24 protein-coding genes and 4 pseudogenes are annotated in these 22,755 nt (G+C 39.7%); 11 read left to right on the top strand and 17 right to left on the bottom strand.

What is annotated here, in order from left to right; translation table 11 throughout:
- Window positions 1-223: 223 nt before the first annotated feature.
- A complete protein-coding gene (locus RS130_RS16050) occupies window positions 224-2,302 on the bottom strand; it encodes a sensor domain-containing protein (RefSeq protein WP_316026757.1) in 2,079 nt (692 codons plus the stop codon).
- A gap of 345 nt (window positions 2,303-2,647) precedes the next feature.
- Between RS130_RS16050 and RS130_RS16045 the strand changes: the two genes are divergently transcribed.
- Entirely contained in the window at window positions 2,648-3,031 is a 384-nt protein-coding gene (locus RS130_RS16045; RefSeq protein WP_316026756.1) for a hypothetical protein, read from the top strand.
- Between the two features lie 894 nt (window positions 3,032-3,925).
- Here RS130_RS16045 and RS130_RS16040 read toward each other — a convergent pair.
- From RS130_RS16040 to RS130_RS16000, 9 genes are all read right to left on the bottom strand, one after another.
- On the bottom strand, window positions 3,926-4,294 hold the full coding sequence (locus tag RS130_RS16040) for a hypothetical protein (protein ID WP_316026755.1): 369 nt from the start codon (window positions 4,292-4,294) through the stop codon (window positions 3,926-3,928).
- Window positions 4,266-4,457 (bottom strand): hypothetical protein, encoded by a 192-nt coding sequence (locus RS130_RS16035; RefSeq protein WP_316026754.1) that lies wholly within the window; start codon window positions 4,455-4,457, stop codon window positions 4,266-4,268. The genes RS130_RS16040 and RS130_RS16035 overlap by 29 nt, the downstream gene beginning before the upstream one ends.
- A 682-nt stretch (window positions 4,458-5,139) precedes the next feature.
- Window positions 5,140-5,487, bottom strand: a complete 348-nt coding sequence (locus RS130_RS16030; protein ID WP_316026753.1) for a hypothetical protein — start codon at window positions 5,485-5,487, stop codon at window positions 5,140-5,142.
- Complete coding sequence (locus RS130_RS16025) at window positions 5,441-5,875, bottom strand: hypothetical protein (RefSeq protein WP_316026752.1); 435 nt, start codon at window positions 5,873-5,875, stop codon at window positions 5,441-5,443. The genes RS130_RS16030 and RS130_RS16025 overlap by 47 nt, the downstream gene beginning before the upstream one ends.
- A 118-nt stretch (window positions 5,876-5,993) precedes the next feature.
- The gene (locus RS130_RS16020; protein WP_316026751.1) at window positions 5,994-6,236 is read right to left on the bottom strand and encodes a hypothetical protein; all 243 of its coding nucleotides are present in this window, start codon (window positions 6,234-6,236) and stop codon (window positions 5,994-5,996) included.
- A gap of 50 nt (window positions 6,237-6,286) precedes the next feature.
- Window positions 6,287-6,874 (bottom strand): sigma-70 family RNA polymerase sigma factor, encoded by a 588-nt coding sequence (locus RS130_RS16015; RefSeq protein WP_316026750.1) that lies wholly within the window; start codon window positions 6,872-6,874, stop codon window positions 6,287-6,289.
- Window positions 6,875-6,884: 10 nt separating this feature from the next.
- Window positions 6,885-7,727, bottom strand: a complete 843-nt coding sequence (locus RS130_RS16010; protein ID WP_316026749.1) for a mechanosensitive ion channel family protein — start codon at window positions 7,725-7,727, stop codon at window positions 6,885-6,887.
- Entirely contained in the window at window positions 7,717-7,998 is a 282-nt protein-coding gene (locus tag RS130_RS16005) for a hypothetical protein (protein ID WP_316026748.1), read from the bottom strand. The genes RS130_RS16010 and RS130_RS16005 overlap by 11 nt, the downstream gene beginning before the upstream one ends.
- 319 nt (window positions 7,999-8,317) lie before the next feature.
- Complete coding sequence (locus RS130_RS16000; protein WP_316026747.1) at window positions 8,318-8,932, bottom strand: hypothetical protein; 615 nt, start codon at window positions 8,930-8,932, stop codon at window positions 8,318-8,320.
- A gap of 746 nt (window positions 8,933-9,678) precedes the next feature.
- Here RS130_RS16000 and RS130_RS15995 point away from each other — a divergent pair.
- The 9 genes and pseudogenes from RS130_RS15995 to RS130_RS15955 all read left to right on the top strand — a co-directional run bounded on the left by RS130_RS15995 (window position 9,679) and on the right by RS130_RS15955 (window position 15,526).
- Window positions 9,679-10,970: pseudogene (locus tag RS130_RS15995) on the top strand (NAD(P)/FAD-dependent oxidoreductase).
- Window positions 10,971-11,313: 343 nt separating this feature from the next.
- Window positions 11,314-11,709: a GntR family transcriptional regulator gene (locus RS130_RS15990; RefSeq protein WP_316026746.1), complete on the top strand. Its 396-nt coding sequence runs from the start codon at window positions 11,314-11,316 to the stop codon at window positions 11,707-11,709.
- Between the two features lie 35 nt (window positions 11,710-11,744).
- Window positions 11,745-11,978, top strand: a complete 234-nt coding sequence (locus RS130_RS15985; RefSeq protein ID WP_316026745.1) for an FCD domain-containing protein — start codon at window positions 11,745-11,747, stop codon at window positions 11,976-11,978.
- Between the two features lie 15 nt (window positions 11,979-11,993).
- Entirely contained in the window at window positions 11,994-12,284 is a 291-nt protein-coding gene (locus RS130_RS15980) for an enolase-like domain-containing protein (RefSeq protein WP_316026744.1), read from the top strand.
- Complete coding sequence (locus RS130_RS15975) at window positions 12,236-13,147, top strand: mandelate racemase/muconate lactonizing enzyme family protein (RefSeq protein WP_316026743.1); 912 nt, start codon at window positions 12,236-12,238, stop codon at window positions 13,145-13,147. The genes RS130_RS15980 and RS130_RS15975 overlap by 49 nt, the downstream gene beginning before the upstream one ends.
- Before the next feature lie 45 nt (window positions 13,148-13,192).
- The gene (locus RS130_RS15970; protein ID WP_316026742.1) at window positions 13,193-13,423 is read left to right on the top strand and encodes a hypothetical protein; all 231 of its coding nucleotides are present in this window, start codon (window positions 13,193-13,195) and stop codon (window positions 13,421-13,423) included.
- Complete coding sequence (locus tag RS130_RS15965; protein ID WP_316026741.1) at window positions 13,416-13,802, top strand: MFS transporter; 387 nt, start codon at window positions 13,416-13,418, stop codon at window positions 13,800-13,802. The genes RS130_RS15970 and RS130_RS15965 overlap by 8 nt, the downstream gene beginning before the upstream one ends.
- Window positions 13,759-14,514 (top strand): MFS transporter, encoded by a 756-nt coding sequence (locus RS130_RS15960; protein WP_316026740.1) that lies wholly within the window; start codon window positions 13,759-13,761, stop codon window positions 14,512-14,514. Before RS130_RS15965 ends, RS130_RS15960 begins: the two co-directional genes overlap by 44 nt.
- 124 nt (window positions 14,515-14,638) lie before the next feature.
- The gene (locus tag RS130_RS15955) at window positions 14,639-15,526 is read left to right on the top strand and encodes an SMP-30/gluconolactonase/LRE family protein (RefSeq protein WP_316026739.1); all 888 of its coding nucleotides are present in this window, start codon (window positions 14,639-14,641) and stop codon (window positions 15,524-15,526) included.
- Between the two features lie 171 nt (window positions 15,527-15,697).
- On the opposite strand, the gene RS130_RS15950 is transcribed toward RS130_RS15955, so the two are convergent.
- Together RS130_RS15950 and RS130_RS15945 are read right to left on the bottom strand one after the other, a co-directional pair.
- Window positions 15,698-16,426: a heparan-alpha-glucosaminide N-acetyltransferase gene (locus RS130_RS15950; RefSeq protein WP_316026738.1), complete on the bottom strand. Its 729-nt coding sequence runs from the start codon at window positions 16,424-16,426 to the stop codon at window positions 15,698-15,700.
- Window positions 16,427-16,434: 8 nt separating this feature from the next.
- Window positions 16,435-16,695 (bottom strand): hypothetical protein, encoded by a 261-nt coding sequence (locus RS130_RS15945; protein WP_316026737.1) that lies wholly within the window; start codon window positions 16,693-16,695, stop codon window positions 16,435-16,437.
- A 116-nt stretch (window positions 16,696-16,811) separates the two neighbouring features.
- On the opposite strand from RS130_RS15945, the pseudogene fabA reads away from it, so the two are divergent.
- Window positions 16,812-17,329 (top strand): annotated as a pseudogene (gene fabA, locus RS130_RS15940) (3-hydroxyacyl-[acyl-carrier-protein] dehydratase FabA).
- Between the two features lie 131 nt (window positions 17,330-17,460).
- On the opposite strand, the gene rmf reads toward fabA, so the two are convergent.
- The 5 genes and pseudogenes from rmf to RS130_RS15915 form a co-directional block, all read right to left on the bottom strand.
- Window positions 17,461-17,634, bottom strand: a complete 174-nt coding sequence (gene rmf / locus RS130_RS15935; RefSeq protein ID WP_316026736.1) for a ribosome modulation factor — start codon at window positions 17,632-17,634, stop codon at window positions 17,461-17,463.
- A 250-nt stretch (window positions 17,635-17,884) separates the two neighbouring features.
- A pseudogene (gene uup / locus RS130_RS15930) lies at window positions 17,885-19,791 on the bottom strand (ATP-binding cassette ATPase Uup).
- Window positions 19,788-20,021, bottom strand: coding sequence for a glutaredoxin family protein (locus RS130_RS15925; protein WP_316026735.1), 234 nt, complete (start codon window positions 20,019-20,021; stop codon window positions 19,788-19,790). Before RS130_RS15925 ends, uup begins: the two are co-directional and overlap by 4 nt.
- Window positions 20,022-20,025: 4 nt before the next feature.
- Window positions 20,026-22,127, bottom strand: a pseudogene (rlmKL, locus tag RS130_RS15920) (bifunctional 23S rRNA (guanine(2069)-N(7))-methyltransferase RlmK/23S rRNA (guanine(2445)-N(2))-methyltransferase RlmL).
- 83 nt (window positions 22,128-22,210) lie between these two features.
- A complete protein-coding gene (locus tag RS130_RS15915) occupies window positions 22,211-22,723 on the bottom strand; it encodes a cell division protein ZapC domain-containing protein (protein ID WP_316026734.1) in 513 nt (170 codons plus the stop codon).
- Window positions 22,724-22,755: the final 32 nt, after the last annotated feature.

Below are 22,755 nucleotides of genomic sequence, written 5' to 3'. Positions count from 1 at the left end.
CTTCACATGTTTCGCGATACACAGATTGATAATCGAAAGCGTGTCCGAAGCCTGTGTCGTAATCTTCTATATTCATATCAAGTACACATTATCCAGAATTCAGGTTAGTTAAACTTAATTTCCAACATCAAACATAAACGTGCCACAAGCCCGAAGGATCTTACTAAGTCTAGTCATAAATATATGGGCAACTTGAATCACTGACGAGAATATTTGCCCACTATTATTGATTGTTGGCTGAATAATTCAGTAACTGATTTTTGGGCAGTGGCTGACTGAAATAATATCCTTGTACTAAGTCGCAGCCCAGCTCCTGTAATAAATGCAGTTGTTCGATAGACTCAACACCTTCTGCTACGACTCGCAGAGCTAAACTATGTGACATGGCAATGGTTGCTTTAACCAAGTCTCTGTCAGATGAGTTGCTGGTAATTCCATCAATAAAGCTACGATCTATCTTGAGTTCTTTAAAAGGATATTGGCGTAAATAATTTAAAGAAGAGTAGCCGGTTCCAAAATCATCCATTGCTAGCTTCACCCCTAGTTTGCTCATTTCTGCAAAAGCTTGACGGATGTACGCCTCACCATTAATTAACACCCCTTCAGTAATCTCTAGTACAACACTTTGGGGGTCCACAGCAGATTGGTTTATCGCTTGCTTTAGGAAATTGATTAATTGTGGATCTCTAAACTGACGAGGCGATAAATTTACCGAGATTGTAAAGTTTTGCTGCTTTTCCTGTTGCCAATTAGCCAAAAAATGCAACGATTGTTTTATTACAAATTCACCAATAGGAATAATAAGTCCAGTGTGTTCTGCAATAGGAATAAACTCAACAGGGCTAATCGGACCTAAATGACTACTATGCCAACGAAGTAAGGCTTCGGCACCAATAAGTTGCTGAGTATTAGTATCAAATTGAGGTTGGAAATACACTTCAAACTCATTTCTTGCCAATGCACCGTGCAGTTGCTCTTCGACTTCAAAGCGACGTTTCATCACCAAATTCATTTCGTTGGTAAAATACGAATATGTATTGCCGCCCATTGCTTTAGCTTGGTACATGGACGTGTCAGCATTGCGCAGTAAAACGGAGGGGCAGGTACCATTCTCGGGGTACGCTGAAACACCAATACTGACAGACAGAATTATTTCTCGGCCATTGATACTAAAAGGTTTTCTAAATTCACTGAGGATCTGTTTAATTAAATCTAATACACACTCCGGCCGTGTTAATCTGCTGATTAGGACAATAAATTCGTCGCCCCCTAAACGCCCAACCACATCTTCTTGCTGAAGTAGTTTTTGTAGACGGTTACCTGATTGAATTAGTAATTTGTCGCCAATTTCGTGACCAAATACATCATTAACTTTTTTAAAGTCATCTATATCTAAGAATAAGACCGTTGTGGTTGTGTGCTTAGCTTGTGGGTGCTCCAGTATGTCGGTTAATCGTTCAAGCACTAAAAATCGGTTGGGTAGGGAAGTTAAGCTATCGTAATAAGCTTGATGACGAATGAGTTGTGCAGATTTATGCTGTTCAGTAACATCTCTAATGATGGCAATAAACTGGTTATATTCTGCTAAATGACTGATCCGTGCTTCAAAATACACCACGCCCTGTGGCAAAGTTAAATCATACTCAATACATAACATGTCATTTTGCTGTTTAATCACCTCAAGCTTAGTTTGAAACCTAGCTGCTGCTTTAGCGGGCAAAATATCGGCTAAATTACGGCCAATAAATCTCTCTGGTGTGGCATAAAGCGTTTGCTCATGATTGGCATGAAAATCAACAATGAAGCCTATGTCATCCATTAAGAAAAATAAATCTGGCACGGTATTGAATACCGATCTAAGCATATGCTCATTAAACGTTGCTTGTTCCTGCGCTTTTATAACCTCGGTTAGATCAACGTCTACACAATACATTTGTTTTTTATTATATTGATTAGTAAACATCATATGACTAGAAAATACCGATACTTTGTGTCCGTTTTTCTTACGTAACTCAAGCTCGGCGGCAGGGATTTCTACGTTGTTTTCCAGCCAATTTTTGTGGCCAGCAATCACTGCTTCACACATTTGTGGCGGAATAATTAAGTCTTCAATTTTTTGCCCCATGGCTTCTTGTCTCGTGTAGCCATAGAGACGCTCACTACCTTCATTCCAGTAAATAACTCTGCGCTCTTGGTCGTATCCTTGCACAGAAATGGCCTGGACTGCATCAAATAAAAGGTGAAGTGGATCATTTGTCACATATTGATTGGTCAAAGATGTGTCATCCTTCTTAGCTTTCATAATTACTCCATCTCTTAACGTTCCTGTTAACTGATAAGCTATATAGTTTAAATCAGTAAGTACAGTCTATTTTTCAATTTTGTATTCACTTGTTATTTCAGCTAAGGCACTGAAAGCTTTGACATAATAATTTAAAACAGCGAAAAACGAATGAATGAACTTAGTAAGGCTAGTATTCATGTTTTATAGATACGCTAATAGCTTGGGTAAAAATAGTTCGACTGTGATTAGGTTAAAAAATAACATGATTGTTCGGTCGAAAGAGTAAAAAAATATAACCAGAATAGGAGGGAGTTGACTTATCTAGATAGTTCTAATCTAGTCAGCACGCATTAGTCGTTGTTTATGGTTATATTGCAACTCTCTGAATCAAGAGGAACTTGGAATGGAGAGTTCTATGTGTCTTTTGGATATGGTAAAGAACGTCATTGGAACGATGCGCTAAAATATGGATACATTTCAGCAGGTCATGGTCAATGGTATTCTGACACATTAAATATGTTAGACATTGGTGATCGTGTATGGGTGAAAATTCCTCAGACGGGCTTTGTTGGTGTCGGTAAAGTGACAGGTGAAATATCTAGAGCAGAAAATTACAAATTTACAAAGTATGATAATAAAACCTTACTTGAATTAGGTACTGATGGTGATTGTTCAAATTTTGAAAATTTAGACGATGATGATGCTGAGTATCTGATCCCAGTTGAATGGATTAAACAGTGCCGTTGATTCAAGCGTTTAGTGAAATAGGTTTATTTGGGAATCAAAACACAGTCTGCAAGCCACAGACACCAAAATGGTCGCATACTGTTAAAGAACAGAAAAACAATTCGATCTATAGCGCTTTGAGTTGCCATTGCAGAATTAAGTACGTTTCAAAGTCCTAAGGGGACCCAATCTTAATTGAGTCCCAAATCTCAATTAAGAGTCCGTTTGCCAAAAGGTAAGTGTCTCAAAGCAAATTACATACTAAATTTAACATAATATACATTATAGGAACTTTTTATAGTGATTGAGCATTGCAGTTTACTAGCGGCATAATCATCTGAATAATTAAGTCGTATCTTATGATGTGTTCGGCGGCATTTAAAAATAGCCTAGTCTGGTGAATAGTATCTTATCTATGTACGACTACCGGGATTGCCACCATTAAATTTAGAATATACGGCAACTGTCACATCAGGCAGTTGTTTGAAGTGGATAGCCAGATTGTACGCATTGAGTATGACTCTCTGACAAATTGTTGAATTGAATGAGATTATATGAGTAGCTAACTACGGGTATGTAGGAGAATGCTTAACGTGTTCATTCAGACTTGGTTAAAAGTTTGAATCAAACAGGTTACCCAGCAAATTCTACTTTTTTAGATTTTGACTATATAGAAAAATACAGTGAGATATTAGTGTCAAGCGCCTACCCAATAATCCCCTTTTCTTTAAAGCCAGAAAAGGTACGCCCTTGAACATGGGTAGTTTGCTACTTGCTATCGGCAATCTAACGGTTGAAAATCTTTCCCGTTCGATCCCATGATTTTCTGATAGGAAAAGAAGAAATATTTTAATACTCCATAGGAATAGGCCTGTGCTTTGACACAGGCCTTTTAACATGTACTATCTGATTGTACTATCTGATTGTGCTGTCTTGTGCTTCTAAAAGGGGCAAATTAAGTTTCATTCGCTGGCTATTGCGAATAAAGTTAGCGCCAGTTTCGGCAATTTGACGGCCTTCTTTTACTTTTTGCTGCGCTTTAGTTTGGCTAACTTTAGATTTTGCAATCAAAGCGTTCCCTTCTTTCACGCTCTCAATCCCATCTTCCCACCGTTCACCAATAGCCTGCAAACGTTTAGCTTCGTACTCCACTTCTTTCGGGCTAGATGAACCGCCAATACGAGTCACCTCTAGTTGGTAATCTTGACGCGCGACAATAATGGTTTCGCTACCAGTTTGGATCAACGCTTCACCTTCACGTAATTGCTTGCGCGATGCTTCCAAAGCCTTTTTCACCCTCAATGATTAGCTTCTCGCCTTGTTCTGCGTATTTTTTACCTTGCTCCCACATGCCATCGGGGTTGTTGGCAAAATCCTCCATTTTGGGCGAACTAGCGCAGCCTAATAATCCCACTATGGCCGCCAGTACAATAAATAGTGTTTTCATGTCGTTTCTCCGTCTAAATAATGAGCCTTCGCTCACAGATTAATTGTAATATTCAGGTAGACGCTACATTGATTTAATAAGTCACAACTATTTTCTAAAATTTGTCGCTCGCTAATTTTTTATTTAACGTTAGCCACTTAAAAATAATTGTGACTTCCCGGTGTTAGCAATCGTCTATCGGTTCAGTTATTAACTGAACACCAAAAATTTCGTTGCCGAGTAACATTAAGCTGAGGTTATTAAGACAAAAATATATTAAGCCATTGAACTACATTGATATTGCTTAGCGTAAGTTAGTGTTTAGCTTAAACGGTACGTCTTATCTAGAACTCAGGTTAACTACATCTGGCGTTTACATTTTTATAAGGAAGGGTTATGCGGACTAAACTATTTATTTACAGTATCGTATTATGTTTATTTGCGATTTTTATTATTCAAAACGCCAGTATGGTCACCATTACGTTCTTTTTTGGGAGCTTGAGTTGCCACGAGCGATGGTGTTAATTGTGTCGTTTTTGCTGGGTGCATTATTCTGGGCATTATTCCCTTTAAAGAGAATATTAGGCAAAGACTAACTATGTTTGATTTACCAAAATTATGTTCTTTAGTTGGTTGAAAAACGCCACCTCTGCTGACATTGCTAATGAAAAATTTGGACTAGTTTGTAACTTGGGTGGTGTATCTACACGGTCAATTGCGTAACGAGAGTCAATAAATAATTCAAAACTAAAATGTCATTGTGAAGTAAATACCAAACATAGGAAATATCCGCTTTGTTTTGTGGTTCGTCCTTGATGGATGAGCCGCCAAGTGACTGTTCAAACAAGGCGCTTATCGCCATATCGGCTGAAACACTCACTGCCAGCTCTGCACCTAGTCTAAGGTTATTAAAACCTGATTGTTGGCCGCTGGTATAGCCATAGTCAAACGCAGCGCCGATATAAGGAATGAGATACCACTCTTCGTTAATCGCTAGTTCACTTTTAATGCCCAGTTCCGAAAAAACCAGCCTGTAACATGCTGTATACAACGCTGATATAAGGCGATATAAAATTATCTTGATAAGCGATTGTTTCAAAAGAAATCTCTGTGTCACTTGTTTTGTCTTTAAAAAACTTTATTTGGGTAAGGCCAATAACATAGTTAACCTCATTTACTGTATTTTGATAGGCAATAGTCACGTTAAGTTCGTCATAACTAACCTTTGCATCGGTTGAAACGCCATAAGTAACATGTAACGCCCAGTTTTCAGATGTCGCGTAATTAATATTTGTCCAAAAAATGCCGCCCAAGCTTAAATTGTTTCGACCCTCTGTGACGTATTTGCTGTCAATCCCTACACTTAGTTCAGTATCTGCACATACAGCCATCGGTGATATAAGCAGTAAACCAAGACAAATATAATCAACAAACTTCACTTGCCAGCCCCTTTAACTACGAAAGTTGGATAGCTTCTGTCAGCCAAGATTGTCCCTGCCTTTTTGAAGAATGGGATCGCCATGCTGTTCGCGCTAAGTCTATTGCATAAGATAGGCATCAAGTCACTGCCCATGAAATGACTACTATTAACCAGCTCCACAAGATCACTTTTAGTGATTTTTCGAACTTTTCCTTGACCGGCTCTGCCATGCTCATTTGACTATTCGTCACTACTAAGGAGCATGACTCTCGACCCAACGGCAACTTACTAATAAGGTTTATTACACAGCCGTCAGCCGGAATACTGGTTTTGCTGTGTTTGATGGATCTGTTTTGAATTGCTAGGCCATTGTTACACATTACTACGCACCTTTGTCAAAGTGAGGAAGCAGATTATATTAACGCCCTCATTAATCTGAACCTAGTTGATTACTCTTTTCTTTTATTTTGTCTAGTGCTCGCTTGTAGCGCATTTTTACTGTACTTAGTTTTTGATCGACAATCTGCGCAATTTCCAAAAATTCCAGATCACCTACTACTCTAAAGACGATAATAGAGCGGTCTTCAATACTGAGCGTGTCTAACCATTGATCGATTTGTTTTTTACTTTCGTGTGTACCATCCTCTATTTCTAATGCAGCAACATGGGCCGCCTCATTCATGTCCACTAGTTGCAATTGTTTCTTTCTAAGCTTAGATAGTGCTAAATTGTGAGCAATTTTATATACCCACGTTTTAAAACTAGCGCGCTGCTCAAATTGCCTAATGTTATTAAAAACATTAAACATAGTGTCACTCACCGTTTCCTCTGCTTCTTCCATAGATCGCAAATAGCGATAACATATTCTGACCAAAGGCTTATGATACCGATGAAAAAGCACTTCATAGGCTGCTGTTACATAAGGTAATTGGAACTTAGCTATTCGCACTAACTCACTATCTTCCAATTGTGACAGCCGGTCACAGACACGATTTGATTCGTGCTCTGTAGCTTTCATAAATTTCCCTTTATTTCTTGTCGCTTAACCTGACAATTGTAAATTGCTTAGTTAGCAAATCTTGATTAGGGATACTTAGCTGTTCACCATCTTTATTTTCGATCAGTGTGTTGACTGTGCTCACCATCACAACGTTGCCAACAAACCCCTCAATTTTAACTTCATCACCGGGTAATAATTGCTCGCGCGCATAAATGCCAGACACAATACTGTTTGCCACTTCTTTACTCCCAAGGCCTAAAGCAAGCGCCATTGCGATCCCTAAGCTAGCTATCAACACAGTGAAGATTGTGTTGAGTAATTCGGTCTCAAGCTCTAGTTGACCGACAACTAATGAGAAGGTAATAAACAACACAAGCATTTGAAGCAAGCGACCAATTGATGAACCGTATTCGACCCCCAAATTTGTTAAGGACTTCTCAACTTGTGATTTCCCTTTGGATGCAATGAAAAGACCAACTAAAGTAATTAAAATGGCGCCAAATATTTTAGGTAGGTACAACACAAAATCGTTTAAAATGGCAGAGAATCTGTCTAGGCCAAGCGTGTCTGCGCCAGCGACTAAAATCACTAATACAAAGAATATGTGCAAAACGCCACCTACTACTTGCGAGGGCGAAGCTACAACCCCAAGAGTTTTGAGGCCTTTGCCAACGCCTAGCCTATTGCATAATGTATTGAAACCGACTTTTTCGACCAGTTTAGCTACCCATTTGGTTACTAGTTTTGAAATATACAGTCCTATAACAACAACTATAACTGTCGCAATTAGGTTAGGTATAAAGCCTGCTATTTCTGTCCAAAATTGAGAGAGTGCATCATTAAAAGATTGAGTCCACGCATCAATGTTCATTGTTGTTCCTATTATTGGTTTGCTTTGATTCGAATAAAGGCTTTTTACTGGCTTCTTGTTTATGCAGCTCAAGTCTTCGCTTAGCTGAGTATGCAGACGCACCAACCCCTAGAAATAGTACCCATACCCAACCTACAAAAATACTCATAACATCTTTGGCTGCGGTGATCTTTTTCGACTTACTTAAAAGTTTTTCTAGGGAGTCTTCTTCATTGTCGGGCTCTGGGTCATCAGCCCAAAGTGCCCTTAGTTGGTTCTCTTCGTTTCTCATACTACACTCCAAAATTTAGGCAGAATTGTTTTGTTTACGGTCAATGTCGCTTCCTACTCATAAGACATTTTATTGCACTTTTAAACGAATATCGTCTATTTTAACCTGTAACTTCTTTGTTGTTGTGTTAGGTGTATACAGACGTTTGCTAGTTAAGACGTACCTACCATGTAATAAGTCACAACTATTTAAAAAATGTAATTTTTATATAGTTGCGTTAGCTGGGAGCATAGCGTTTAAATAAGCAAAGAAAAGAGATGTTTATAGGTGAGAACTATTCAATGATGAAATTCGCCTGTGTCGACTTGATTATCATAGTCTATAAACCTTTTAGTGCTGACACATGTTCTTTTACCGCTTCATCTAAAGCCGCATCGGAGCGTCGCTTGGCAGGTAAACTTTTGGCCGCAAGCCATCCTGACCTGAAAGCATATTCCATTAAGGACAACATGTAGTCATAGGTTGTTTTTCTAAAACGTAATTTAGCCCGTAGCAACTCCGCTTTTTCATTAATATTCAAAGCACTTTTCATGGACATATCTGCCACTTCAGCTTTAGCCGAAGTCATTTCTTCTTCTGGATCTAAAAGATATTCCAGAAATAAATCATAGTTGTCATCTTTAAACCCTGCTTTTAGCGCTACCTGTTTGAGTCGCTCGAGTGTTTCCCGACGAATGGTGAGCGTAGTATTATTATGGCTAGCATTGTATTTATACTTCCTCCAACGACCATTTAGTTTTCTGTAAGCGTCTGCGGTAAGGTGTTCTTTTAAAAGTTTGAACGCTTGTTTAGGGTTATCAACACTAAACTCTGGTAATAGGTAATCCGTTCCCAGGAAATCAGCTGCTGTTAATCCTTTTTGAACTAACCCAGACGCGACATAATTTTGCCAGCACCGGTCTACTTGTTGTTTATTATTAGTATTTTTTGTCACCCTGATGTTACCTGTAACGATTTAATGCTTATTGATAATGTAACTCAACCTTAGCAAAAAATAAATGAGACATGTTACAGGTAACTAGAATAACCTGAAGTCTTGGGCAATCTTATTGCATCGCTACGTAGTACCAACAGATCCCATAAATAATTACTATTAGGGTAAAAGTTATGCTCTGTAGAGTTTATCCAAACATATCCAGTTGTTCGTCTTTTCGTGCTCTGACTAAGCGTTCTATCACTTCTGCCCTATTCCCTTGTTGGTTATCGATCCAAGCGATAATTTCAGGGGAAGTCGTAAACTTACACTTTGCTTTGGTTGTGCTATTTTGGGTCGGCCAGCGCCTTGTCTGGTACCACCATGTTGAGAGATATTTTTACTATTTTTTGTTGCCATATGAGACTGAGTGCAAGGCCTAAAATGAATTTGAAATGAGTATGCAATATTCAAAAATAATTGCAATACATTATTCAAGAATATTTGTATGCGTTATTCAAGTTGCTCTATAAAGCCCGTGTTACTCCAACACTCACTGCCAAATCCGTAATCTTGTGCTTTATTAGATAACAAGTGTATAAGTAATCGATAGACAGTTTTAATAACAATATGCGAAAATTGGCCAATAGCTTAATGACAAGTGGCACGTGTGTTTTTTCCTTTATTACTTTCCCCATATCCACGTATCTTATCTGCCATCCGTTGCGTTCAAGCTGCCAAATTTTATGTCAACTTTAGGAAATATTATGCAAAAAATAGTAATTGTAGGCGGAGGTGCGGGTGGCTTAGAACTCGTTAGTCGTTTAAGCAAAACACTGGGCAAAAATAAGTTAGCTGAAATTATTTTAGTTGACCGACAACCCACGCACATTTGGAAGCCTTTACTACATGAGGTAGCTGCGGGTGTGATTGATAAAAATTCGGATGGTGTCGATTATAGTATCCATGCTGCTCGATTGAATTATCAGTTTCAGTTGGGCAGTATGAGTCATGTTGATCATCAAAAAAATGTATTAGTCTTGACCCCCTTTACGATGAAGAAGGTGGATTGTTACTACCCGAAAGACAAATTTCTTACGACTATTTAGTTTTGGCCATTGGTAGTGTGAGTAACGATTTTGGTACCCCTGGTGTTAGCAAGTTTGCCTACTTTTTAGATTCGCTACATCAAGCTGAACGTTTTCATAAAGCTTTGTTAAATCAACTGCTGCGTATTAATCAACAGCCTGATGACAGCAAAACGTTACAAGTAACAATTGTTGGAGGCGGCGCGACAGGTACTGAGTTAGCAGCCCAATTGCATCACGTTGCCAATTTGGCCAGATCTTACGGCATGCCTAAGATGTCTGCGAAGAGGTTGAATATTTCGATCATTGAAGCGGGCGAACGGATTTTACCCGCGCTACCTGAAAAAATCGCTAACTCAGCGCGAGCGGCTTTGCATAAGCTAGGTATTAAGGTGTTAGAAGGCACGCGCGTGGCTAAAGCGGAAAAAGAAGGGTTTGTTACCAGTGATGGTGAGCTGATTGCTGCGGATCTTATGGTATGGGCTGCTGGAGTTAAAGCCCCTGATTTTATTCAAAACATGGGGATTTTTGAAACCAACCGCGCACAACAAATCCTAGTGACGCCTCAGCTGATCAGTACGGTAGACAATAACATCTATGTACTAGGTGACTGCTGTGGTTTTAAGCAAGAAAACGGTGCTTGGGTCCCTCCCCGTGCGCAATCTGCACATCAAATGGCCTCGACTGTAGCGACTAACTTAATTAACACTTTTAAATCCAAGCCACTTAAAAGCTATCAATATACCGATTATGGATCTCTCGTTCACTTAAGCAAGTACAGTACGGTTGGCTCCTTAATGGGAAGCTTATCAAATAGCAGTATGTTCATTGAAGGAAGATTAGCGCGGCTGGTATATATCTCTTTATACAACATGCACCAATTTGCGGTGCACGGTTGGGTGAAGGGATGTTTTGTTTTGCTAACGAGAAAAGTAAGTAACCTAGTAGGAACAAAGCTAAAACTGCACTAATCGTTTCACTTCGCATCATTTCTCACTTGCGTCTTAAGTGCTGAGGTATGTGAATACTCTGTGTTTGCTTGAAAGGCTGATCACATCTACAAGCAGACAATGATAAAAAAGGGCTCACTTCAATGGGGTGAGCCCCTATTCTCAATCAAAGGGCGTACTCTACATAGCTGATGTGTATATTTGGCTTCTAATGCTGGCCTCATTACCTCGGTTTGTTAAGGTTATTGTTCTATTTATCTCCCCTATCCAGCTAACTTATTAATAAAATGTTAATTAATTGCTTGTGATTTTCTCATTTTGCCTTTAAATTATGTGTAATCTTTCAATAATAATGTGAATAGTTATGACTGCAACGATTTTGAATGCCAAGGGTCGTTTGGTTTCTGAAGAAGACACGATTTATACCAAAATACTGAACGATATCGCCCAAGGAAAATTAACAAGTGGTGATAGGTTAGTTACCACCCAGTTGGCCAAAGCTTATGACACCAGCATTAATCCTGTGCGCGAAGCACTAAAACAACTGCAAGGCGAAGGGTTTGTTACCGTATTGCCAAATAGTGGCTCTAGGGTTACTAAGTTCGAATTTCATACCATGCGTGATGTGTTTGAAATTTTACAGCTGTTGGAGCCGTATCTTATCGAGTGGTTTATTCATGAACACTCAGAAGCACAAATAACAGCGTTAAAGAATGTGTTAGCCGAAATGAGCAACTATGAGCACCGACGGATTTTTTAAGATACAGAGAACTAGATGCTCAGTTTCATGGCTTGATGTATGACGAACATTACAATAAGCGCGCATTGGGACTGTGGCGTAAGAACAGATTAATGTTGCAAGCTTTTCACGCTAACTTGAGTTTTTCAGCCAGTCGCTTTGAACAAAGTTTGGTTGAACATCAACAAATTTTAGATGGGATTGAAAAAAGAGACGAAGCGGCCGTGATGGCCGTTCTAACTAAACATATTGATAGTAGTGGCCAATATTGGTCTCGACACTTTCGTTAAATAAGGTTTATTACAATGAAAATAACTAAAGTTAAAGCCTACGGCTTTTGGGCTGGCATCAGAAATGTTTGTCTAGTTAAAGTCGAAACCGATCAGGGGATTTATGGTTGGGGGGAATCAGGGCTTTCAGGCAGAGAAAAAGCGGTGATGGGTGCGGTTGAGCACTTTAGCGAATTTTTGGTAGGGCGAGATCCTACTCAAATAGGTGCTATGTGGCAGGAAATGTATCGTGGTCAATACTTTGAGGGGGCCGAGTATTGGCGGCCGCCATTGCTGCCATTGATATTGCGCTGCATGATCTGGTAGCTAAGAGCATGAATATTCCCGTTTATAAACTACTAGGTGGTAAACAGCGAAATACCATTCCGTTATTTGCAACTAGCACTAAACCTATGGGACCCGAGCTAATTGATGATGTGCTTAAGCTTAAAGATGAAGGTTGGAATGTTATCCGTACCACCCATGGTCTCAATGGTGTAGCCGATAAACCTACGATACTAGAGCCATCAGAAAATTTAGTATTAATCGCTAAATGGCTAAGAAAATCAAGAGAAGCGTTAGGCGAAGATGTGATTTTAGGAATGGACTATCACCATAGATTGTCAGTGCCTGAAACCGTTGCATTTATTCAACGTATGCCCCGTGGCACCTTAGATTTCATAGAAGAGCCGATACGTGACGAGTCACCTGCCGCGTATCAAGCTTTACGCCAAATGTGTGATGTGCCTTTTGCAATTGGAGAAGAATTCACCAGTAAATGGGATTTTGCCCCATACGTTGAAAAGAATATTACTAACTTTGGTCGTGTAGACATCTGTAACGCTGGCGGGTTTACTGAGTCAATGAAAATAGCGGCCATGTGTGAATCTCATTACATAGACATGATGCCCCACAATCCTCTGAGTCCTATTTGTACAGCCGCCTCCATTCATTATTGTGCGGCTATTAGTAATATGGCTTGGCTGGAACTAAACCCTTACGATGGTGATATGTCTGATTTCGATCGATATTTCGTTAATCGTCCCTTAGTAAAAAATAACACCTTTGAAGTAACTGAAGGGCCAGGATTGGGTGTAGACGTGAACGAAAAGCTAATTAAAGATCTTGATTTCAAATATTGGGAAGCGCCTCGTTTAATCAAAAAAGATGGCTCCTACACTAATTGGTAAGGCCAACACTTAACGATAACCGTATAAAAAATAAGAGTTAATATTATGCAAACATCTGTACCAGTGCAAACAAAGCCAACACGAAAGCGTTTTCAAATACTCGGATTAGTATTTCTAAGCGTTGTGATAAATTATATGGACAGAACAAATATTTCCGTTGCAGCTGCAGCGCTAACCGATGATTTACAGCTAACGTCTATTCAAATGGGATTAATATTTTCAGCCTTTGGCTGGACCTACTCATTGTGTCAAATACCAAGGCGGCATAGTGGTTGATTTTGTAAAAGCGCGAATTCTCTATCCGGTGATTTTAGTCCTATGGTCTGCGGCTACCTTAGTTCAAGGCTTAGTCAGCTCGTTTACCGCACTCATTGGCTGCAGAATGGCCATTGGTGTTTTCGAAGCCCCTTCTTATCCTTGTAATAACAAGATCGTTACCAGCTGGTTTCCAGAAAGTGAAAGGGCTTCAGCCATAGCGATTTATACCTCTGGGCAATTTATTGGTCTAGCATTTTTGATGCCGGTGCTAGTGGTGATCCAAGATGCGTTTGGCTGGAGAGGCTTGTTTATTGTTTCTGGTTTAATTGGCTTTGTTTGGGCTGCAATATGGTATGTGTTTTACCGCGACCCGAAAGACCATAGTGGTATTAACTAAGGCTGAACTTGATCATGTAAGCCAAGACGAAGCAAAGGTTGTGGAGCCAGTAGTCGAGGATAACGAGTCTAAACTAACTAAGGAAAACCTAAAAATAGTGTTTTCTAATCAAAAGTTATGGGGAATTTATATCGGTCAGTTCTGCTTGGGTGGCACGCTGATCTTTTTCCTTACTTGGTTCCCCACTTATTTGGTTGAATACCGAGGATTAAGTTTTATTAAATCAGGATTTTTAGCGTCAATACCTTTTATTGCTGCATTCTGCGGGGTGCTGATATCTGGTTTCTTTTCTGACTTTTTAGTTAGAAAAGGCGTGTCAAAGGAAGTGTCTAGAAAAGCCCCCATGATCATCGGCATGTTGCTATCTATGTTCATCATAGGCGCTAACTATACCGATAACACGACGTTAATTATCACCTTCCTATCCATCGCATTTTTTGGTAATGGTTTGTCATCTATTGCGTGGATATTTGTATCATTACTTGCACCTAAGCAGCTTATTGGATTGGTTGGGGGCTGCATGAATGCAGTTGGTAGTTTGGCTGGCGTGATTGTTCCTGTGGTTATTGGCTTTTTAGTTACCGACGGAGATTTCCGCCCTGCTCTATTCTTTATTGCTTCTTTGGCTTGTATCGGTTTTTGCTCTTACCTATTTTTGGTGGGTAAAATTGAGCGTGTTACTTTGCCTAGCGATAAAAGCAAAGCCGTATAATATTTAGGATCTATTTCTATACAATTTTGACAGCCGCTTAGCGGCTGTTTATTTTTATACGCTACTTTTTTAGCATATTCTCTATTACAAAGTTATCTTTAACACACTATGGAAGCTTAAGTTTATGAAAAAAATACTATTGGCCTTGGTGATTTCGTTTTGTGGTTGTCAGTCAAATGAATCAGTCGCCCCCTCCTCTTTGCTGTTACCTAAAGCCAGCCAAACTGTAGGCTTTATCGAAATATTTGATAAACAGGCATTAGACTACATCGAGCAAGACACAAAAATTAGCATTCGTGGTGGCGGGTTTACATGGATTGAGGGACCGACTTGGGTAGAAGATGGTCAGTTTCTACTATTTTCCGATATCCCCAATAATAGAATTATGAAATATGATCCTAAGTTTGGTACCAGTCTTTACTTAGACAACCCAGGCTATAACTCACCGCAACCGGAGAAAAACGGCGGTGGGTCGAACGGATTATTGATAAACAAGCAAAAGCAATTGGTATTGATGCAACAGGGCGCGAGACAAATTTCTATCATGCATGCACCAACCACAGCACCTGCGCACAACTTCACAAAACTAGTATCTCACTATGGCGATAAGCGCTTAAATAGCCCAAATGATCTGGTGCAACATAGCAATGGTGATATCTATTTTACCGACCCAACTTATGGCCTAAATAAAACTGATTCCGATAGAATGCAGCAATTATCTTTTAGCGGTGTATACCGGTTAAGTAGTAATGGTAAGTTAACTTTATTGGACAAAACCCTGACCTATCCGAATGGTATAGGGCTTTCACCAGACGAAAAAACGTTGTATGTGGCGGTATCAGACAGAGATGACCAACATTGGGTGGCATATGACGTTAAGGACGATGGCAATGTTGAAAACAAACGCAGATTTCATGACGCTAATCATTTAGCGGGGACTGAGGGGCATAAAGGTGGAGCTGACGGACTAGCGGTTCATTCAAGTGGCGTTATATTTGCCACAGGACCTTAGTGGCGTGTGGCTGTTGACGCCAGAAGCTAAATTACTGGCCATTATCAGAACGGGTGAGAATACGTCAAATTGTACGTTAACAAGCAATGAGGACTATTTGTTTATAACTGCGGACGATTTTTTAATGAGTGTCCCTATTAAACAATACCCTACCAAGCATCAATGACAGTGCTAGGTGGGGTTATCAATTATTAATGCAATAAGTGATAAACCACTGTAAATAATGGGTTGATGGAGCAAATAGATAACAAGGGAATGTTTACCTAACCAAGCAAGGGCTTTCGTCAGTTGACGTTGAGGTACTGACAAATTGAAGCATTGTTTATGCATAACAAATATCCCCAATAGCACTACGCCAAACCAAGGGATGAAACTGGCTAAATCAACAGTTTGTTGAGGTATGCCTATATTATCTATGCTCCACAACCACAGACTATGCATACTAATATAATCTAACCCGTATCCCAGAATAATGAATGTTCCTAACACCGCACTAATATTCGGAATACGTACGAAGGGCACAGACAGAAACAAAGCTACCGTAATGAAGTGAATGATACCAAAGTAAATCCAAGTATCGGGATACATGAACACACTACTAATGGTCAAAAATACTGATACTAGCAATAATTTAGCGCAGGCTTTAAACAATTTTTTACCATCGACTTTACGATGGTAAGCCAAGTAACTGCTCATTCCTACTGCTAGTAAAAAGCCGGTGACGATCATGGCGCGAAAGATTCGCCATTCGATGTCAATCCCCGTATTGTAAGTGGCCCAGCCAAATACCGCTAAATCATAGCCAAAATGAAAGATAATCATCAGTACTATGGCGCTACCTCTTAATACATCCACTTCGAATACTCTGCTAGGAGTATTGCTTTGTGTTTTAGCTAACATCTAGCCCATTACTTCTCATTATCTTTAAGCCATTCATTCAACAGCTTAATTTGCCCACATTTATAAGCTGCATAGGTTATGCGTAACGCATTGCTTAAAATCTCACTGTCGGTCCAATTGGTTTTATCAGATATTTCCCGATAACATTGCATTGCTTCTGGCGTGACATAACCTCTGACTTGTTTTTTACCATTTTGTTTTTGCTTTTCGCGAAAACGTTTCTGTTTCTCTGCATTTGCGCTACGTTTTGCTTTAATCGTACTAGTCAATGAGTAACCTTTTAAATTAATTACATAAAAATTGAAAATAATCACTGTTCAGAGTTGTTTAGCGTACAACTGTTCGCTAAATTACCCCACAAGATTATTAACCATAAGTATATAGAATGACCATACAACAAAATAGCTTTACTAAAGAAGATCTTTTAGCCTGTAGCCGAGGAGAATTATTCGGTCCTGAAACAGTCAACTGCCTGCGCCTAATATGTTAATGATGGACCGAATCGTAGAAATTCATGAAACAGGTGGCGAACACGACAAAGGTTACATCGTTGCCGAATTAGACATAAGCCCAGACTTGTGGTTTTTTGATTGCCACTTTCCAGGTGATCCTGTTATGCCTGGATGCCTAGGGTTAGACGCAATGTGGCAATTAGTTGGATTTTTCTTGGGTTGGTGTGGTGGCCCTAGTAAAGGACGAGCATTAGGTGTAGGTGAAGTGAAATTTACAGGGCAAATTTTGCCTACTGCCAAGAAAGTTACGTATCGTATTGATATGAAGCGTGTGATTAAACGCAAACTATATATGGGATTGGGCGATGGTACCGTTTCTGTAGATGGACGTGTTATTTACCAAGCAAACGACTTAAAAGTGGGTTTATTTCAAGATACCAGTAAGTTCTAATATTATTGTTAAGCGACAGCGCAGCGTCGTCGTTAATCCCTTAAAAAACTAAAGCCCCTAATTGGGGCTTTTAACATTGTAATACAGTGACATTTTCGTCAACTTTCACTGGCAACAGACAGCACTTATCTCTATTGATAAAGTCCAGTGTTTCTGTCGCCGATGGCTTCACGCCACCCTCCTAACCACTCTGAACGCGCTTCGGATGTTTGAAATGGGCAATTGTCTTTTGATCTACCTGAAATACCAGCTTGATAACCTTTTGAATGAGCTCTAGAGAGCTTGTCTCTTTTCTGTCTTTTCATTTAGTTTCCTCTATACAATATTAATTGATCTGTGGTGTTCAATAACCACGTAATAGAGATAATCGAATGTGCTATTTGGTTCAACAAGAATTTAAGGATTGATGAAAAAAGTAACTTAAGTCATTGAAAAATAAATTAATATCACTCTTAAATCAAATTTTTATAAGAAACTCAGAACTGTAATAAAAATGAAATATACCCAAGTTACCCCGCACCACAGCCGAAGTAACTTAGATGTATTTGCTAGAACTTACTTGTCGCGCATACTTTCAATTTCGTCCCACCTTTCGTAGGCCTGCGCTAATTTTGAATCGGCTTCTGTTAGCGCCAATAACAATGGTGCGGTGGTAGCCTCTTGTTGTTTAAAAAACTCTGGGTCATTTACTTGTTGCTGCAGTTCATTAACCTGTTGTTCTAATTGCTCTATTGTCAGAGGCAATGACTCCAACTCTTGTTGTAGCTTATATGTCAGCTTTTTACTTGCACTAGGCTCAGCTGGTTTGCTCTTAACGTTTTTACTAGCTGCTTTGCTACTGCTTTTGGCTTTGTCTTCTGCTGCCAGTTGTTGATACCAATTATTGATATCGGTACATCCCCCTACAAACTCTTTGATTATGCCGTTACCCTCAAAGAACAAGCTACTGGTCACCACATTATCAACAAATTCCCTATCATGACTAACTAAGATAACCGTGCCTGGATAATTGGCAATGGTATCTTCTAATAACTCTAAGGTTTCGACGTCCAAGTCATTTGTTGGCTCATCGAGTATTAACAAATTGCTGGGTCTGAGCATCAACTTTGCCAACAACAATCTATTTTTTCACCACCAGATAAAGACTTAACTGGAGAGTTAACTCTTTCAGGAGTAAATAAATAATCTTGTAAATAGCTCATCACATGACGTGTTTTGTCATTGATGGTCACTTCTCGCTTGCCATCTGCTATGGTGTCGATTACGCGTAACTCACCATCGAGTTGATCTCTATGTTGGTCAAAGTAAGCTACCTCTAGGTTTGCGCCTGATTTAACGGTTCCAGAAGTGGGCTCTAGTTGTCCTAATAGTAATTTGATTAGGGTACTTTTTCCGCAACCGTTGCCGCCCACTAATGCGAGTTTGTCACCGCGCATGATAGTACAGGTTAACGACTCAGAAATAAGTTTGTCGGCAATCACATAATGTAACTGCTCTGTCTCGAAGATGATCTTTCCAGAGCTTTTCGCCTCACTCACGCTAACCTTGGCTCTACCCAATTTATTCGCTCGCTGTGAACGTTCGGCTCGCAATGCTTTGAGTGCTCGCACTCGACCTTCGTTTCTGGTCCTTCTAGCTTTAATGCCTTGGCGTATCCACGTTTCTTCTTGGCTTAGTTTTTTGTCGAATAGCGCATTTTGTGTTTCTTCTACTTCAAGATCATGTGCTTTTTGATCAAGATACTCTTGGTAATTGCCTGGATAACTGACTAAATTACCACGATCTAAATCAATAATGCGACTTGCTACTTTGCGAATAAATGCTCGGTCGTGACTAACAAATACTACTGCCCCGTCATAACCGTTTACCGCTTCTTCTAACCACTTGATCATGTCTATATCGAGGTGGTTAGTAGGCTCATCTAGTAACAGTATGTCTGGATCACTGGCCATCGCTCTGGCTAAAGCCGCTTTTCTACGCCAACCCCCAGATAAGTTACTGAGTTGTTGATTAGGGTCAAGTTGTAGTTTGGTTAACACTTGCTGGATACGTTGCTCAAATTGCCATCCATTGTGATGGTCAATATTGTGTTGCAGTGATTCTAGTTTGTTTAAGTTTGCTTCTGACGGATCTTCAGCGACTAAATCTGCTTGATGAAAATAGGCTTTTAGGTATTGCCCTACTTCGGCTAGACCTTCAGCGACATAATCAAATAAGCTACTTTCAACGCTGGATGGCGGGTCTTGCGGTAGGCGAGAAATTCTTACGTCAGTGTTAACGATGCGTTGACCATCATCTAGCTTGATTTCTCCTTCAATCACTTTAAGTAGCGTAGATTTACCACTGCCATTACGGCCAACTAAACATAGTCGCTCACCGGGATGAATCACTAATTCTATGCCATTTAATAAAGGTGGGTGCCCTAAAATAATGCTGGCATTTTTTAACTGCATTAAACTCACAATATAAACTCTCTTAATGTGGAACTATCAAATGGCCAAGGAAGCTCTTGTTGACTACTTGGATTGAATAACACAGGAATGCGAGCACCATATAGGTGGTACAACTCTGTGCTAGATTTCACGTCTATTTTCTTAACCTTGATGTTTGCTTTGGGGTCGACTTCGTTTAACAGTGCTTCTGCTTGGTCACACAAACAACAGTCTTGTCCCGAGTACAAAATTATTTCCATTTTACTATTCTTTAATCAATGACCAACAATGGTGAATTTTCGGATTTCGTTGAAAATCTTCGGGTAATGTTTGCTTTGAAATATCATTAATACGTAAGCCTAAGCCCTTAAGTGCTACTTCATCTAACTTAAATTGTCGCAGGTTATTTGAAAAAATAATCTCCCATGCCTAGCTGTAAACAACTTACCGCGTCTGTCAACAAGGCAATATGATCTCTTTGTACATCCCAGGTGTCTTCCATACGTTTAGAGTTGGAAAATGAAGGTGGATCAATAAATATTAAATCATAAAAGCTTCGGCAACGATTTAACCAAGTTAAGCAATCGGCTTGAATAAACTCGTAGGCTCCCTTGAGGTTATTACAACTAAAATTGTCTTTCGCCCAATCAATATAGGTATTAGACATATCCACCGTTGTGACGGACTTGGCGCCACCTAGTGCTGCATGCACCGATACACTGCCTGTATAAGCAAATAAATTGAGTACGTCTTTTGATTTAGCCTTTTGTTGGACTAATTGGCGCGTAATGCGGTGATCTAAGAATAACCCTGTATCTAAATAATCATGCAAATTAACCAGAAATTTCGCACCATTCTCAAATACCTGAATACGCTCTTTACGCTGAGACACTCGTTGATATTGGCTTTTGCCTTTCTGCTGTTCACGTACTTTTAAAATAATCTTATCTGCTGATAATCCACTCATTTGCGCTAAAGATTGCATCACTTCATTAATACGTTTCTTGGCTTTGTGCTCTGGCACATCTTTTGGAGCAGCATATTCTTGCACCACTAAATGATCAGCATAACAATCTATCGCCACGTTATATTCTGGCAAGTCAGCGTCGTATATGCGGTAACAATTAGTGTTTTGCTTTTTCAGCCACTTTTTAGTTTTAAGCTGGTTCTTAGCGAAACGATTAATAAAATCATTGCTAAGGGGTTTTATTTCACGAATTTGACAGTTTTTCTCATCAAGCTCGAAATTGACCAACAAGCAATCAAGTTTGCCGTTCATCAGTTTGTATTCTTTTTTAGCAGTTAATTTCATTTCACGTAATAAATTACGATCAGAGGTAAGTAGCGACATAAACCATGTTTTGTATTCCGTTTTTAGCCACGTCCCCCATTTTTGAAAAACGGGAGTGAGTTGTTGTATTTCACTTAACCGTTCACCGTACGGTGGATTACTCATAAGGTATCCGGCTTTGTTTTCAACGGGCTTAAATTCGCAAGCATTCTGTTGCGTAAATTGGATATATTCTTCTACCCCAGCTGTTCTGGCGTTTTCTTTGGCAATGGCCAGTATCGCGCCATCTATGTCACTGGCAGAGATTGAGCACTGGGGCTTAATTCGTTGCTGCTCAGCTTGCTGGGTTAGCCCTTCCCATAGTTCTTGATCATGATTTTTCCATGCTTGGAGATCCCCACGTTGAGCGCTTTAAACCGGGAGCGATCTTGGCAGCAATCATCGCGCCTTCAATCGCTATAGTCCCTGCACCACACATTGGATCTAATAATGGCGCTTGGGTATTGTTGGTCCAGCCACTACGAATTAACATTGCGCAAGCGAGATGCTCTTTAACGGGCGCTAGGCCAGTTTTCAAGCGATAATGACGCTGATGTAAGCTCTGGCCAGACAAATCAAGATAAATGCCTAGGACACTGCGCCACATGCGCGCTTGAATTTTAATATCAGGAGAAATTTTACTGACTGAAGGACGTTCATCAAAAAATGTGGAAAACTGATCGACAATGGCATCTTTTACTTTTAACGCACCAAATTGTGTATTGTTAATACTTTGATTGCTGCCATTGAAGTCGACCATGAAAGTATCTTTAAGAGAAAACTGCGTAGGCCAGTTTACTTGGTCTGTGATCTTGTATACGTCTTCAGCTTCATTGACCTCGCCTTCGGCTAGTTTAACCAACACTCGATTAGCTAATCTAGACCACAAACAGATCTTATAAGCATCAGCTAATTCTCCGCTGAACAACACTTGTCCTGGTTTATTCTTTAACGGCAATTCTGGACAAATGCCTGCTATCTCTTCGAGAAGAAGCGCATCCAACCCTTTTGAGGTGGTAATTAAAAATTCAAACATAGTCATACTCGCAGTTAAAAACGGCCGCGATTATACGGTAATTGCGCACTAAGCGCATGTTTATTCGCTTATTCTTTTCGATTTTAAGCGGTCAGTTGATCACATTCGCTCAGCAAGAAGGGTTCCAGACGGTTTATTGCGACTTTAATTAATTCAAAGCGATTTAGCACTTTGCTATTTGTCAGTTTCAAACCACTAGAGATGAGCATACAAGTGGCTAATTGATGTTCATCAGTTAGCACCAATACCACTCCTTCACCAAACTCATTAGATAACCTTGAGAAGCGATGATGTACACCATAATTCTCTATCTCTGCAAAGTACCAACTTTTAGGAGAAATAGGTTTGTGAAAATGAATGGCTGCAGTGGCATTAATTAAAATGTGGGCGAGTTGTGCTTCCGAAAAACTGCTGCTCCAATTCATCAAGTGACTCAATAGCGAAAGATAACACTCCGTATCTTGTAAACTAAATAATTGCTCTTGGTCTGGCATATCTACAATCTGCTTTTTGCCAAATGCAGTTGTGCATTGCCACTCTTTTCCCATGGACAACATTAGCTGTTCATTTTCTGTAAACCAAAACCAATTGGACATGGGCCGCAACATAACGCTCAACATTTAGTAGT

The organism is Paraglaciecola aquimarina, assembly GCF_032464635.1.
GTDB classification, from domain to species: Bacteria; Pseudomonadota; Gammaproteobacteria; order Enterobacterales; family Alteromonadaceae; genus Paraglaciecola; species Paraglaciecola aquimarina.
The sequence above is the reverse complement of the archived record's forward strand: the minus strand, read 5'-3'. Positions and strand labels throughout refer to the sequence as shown.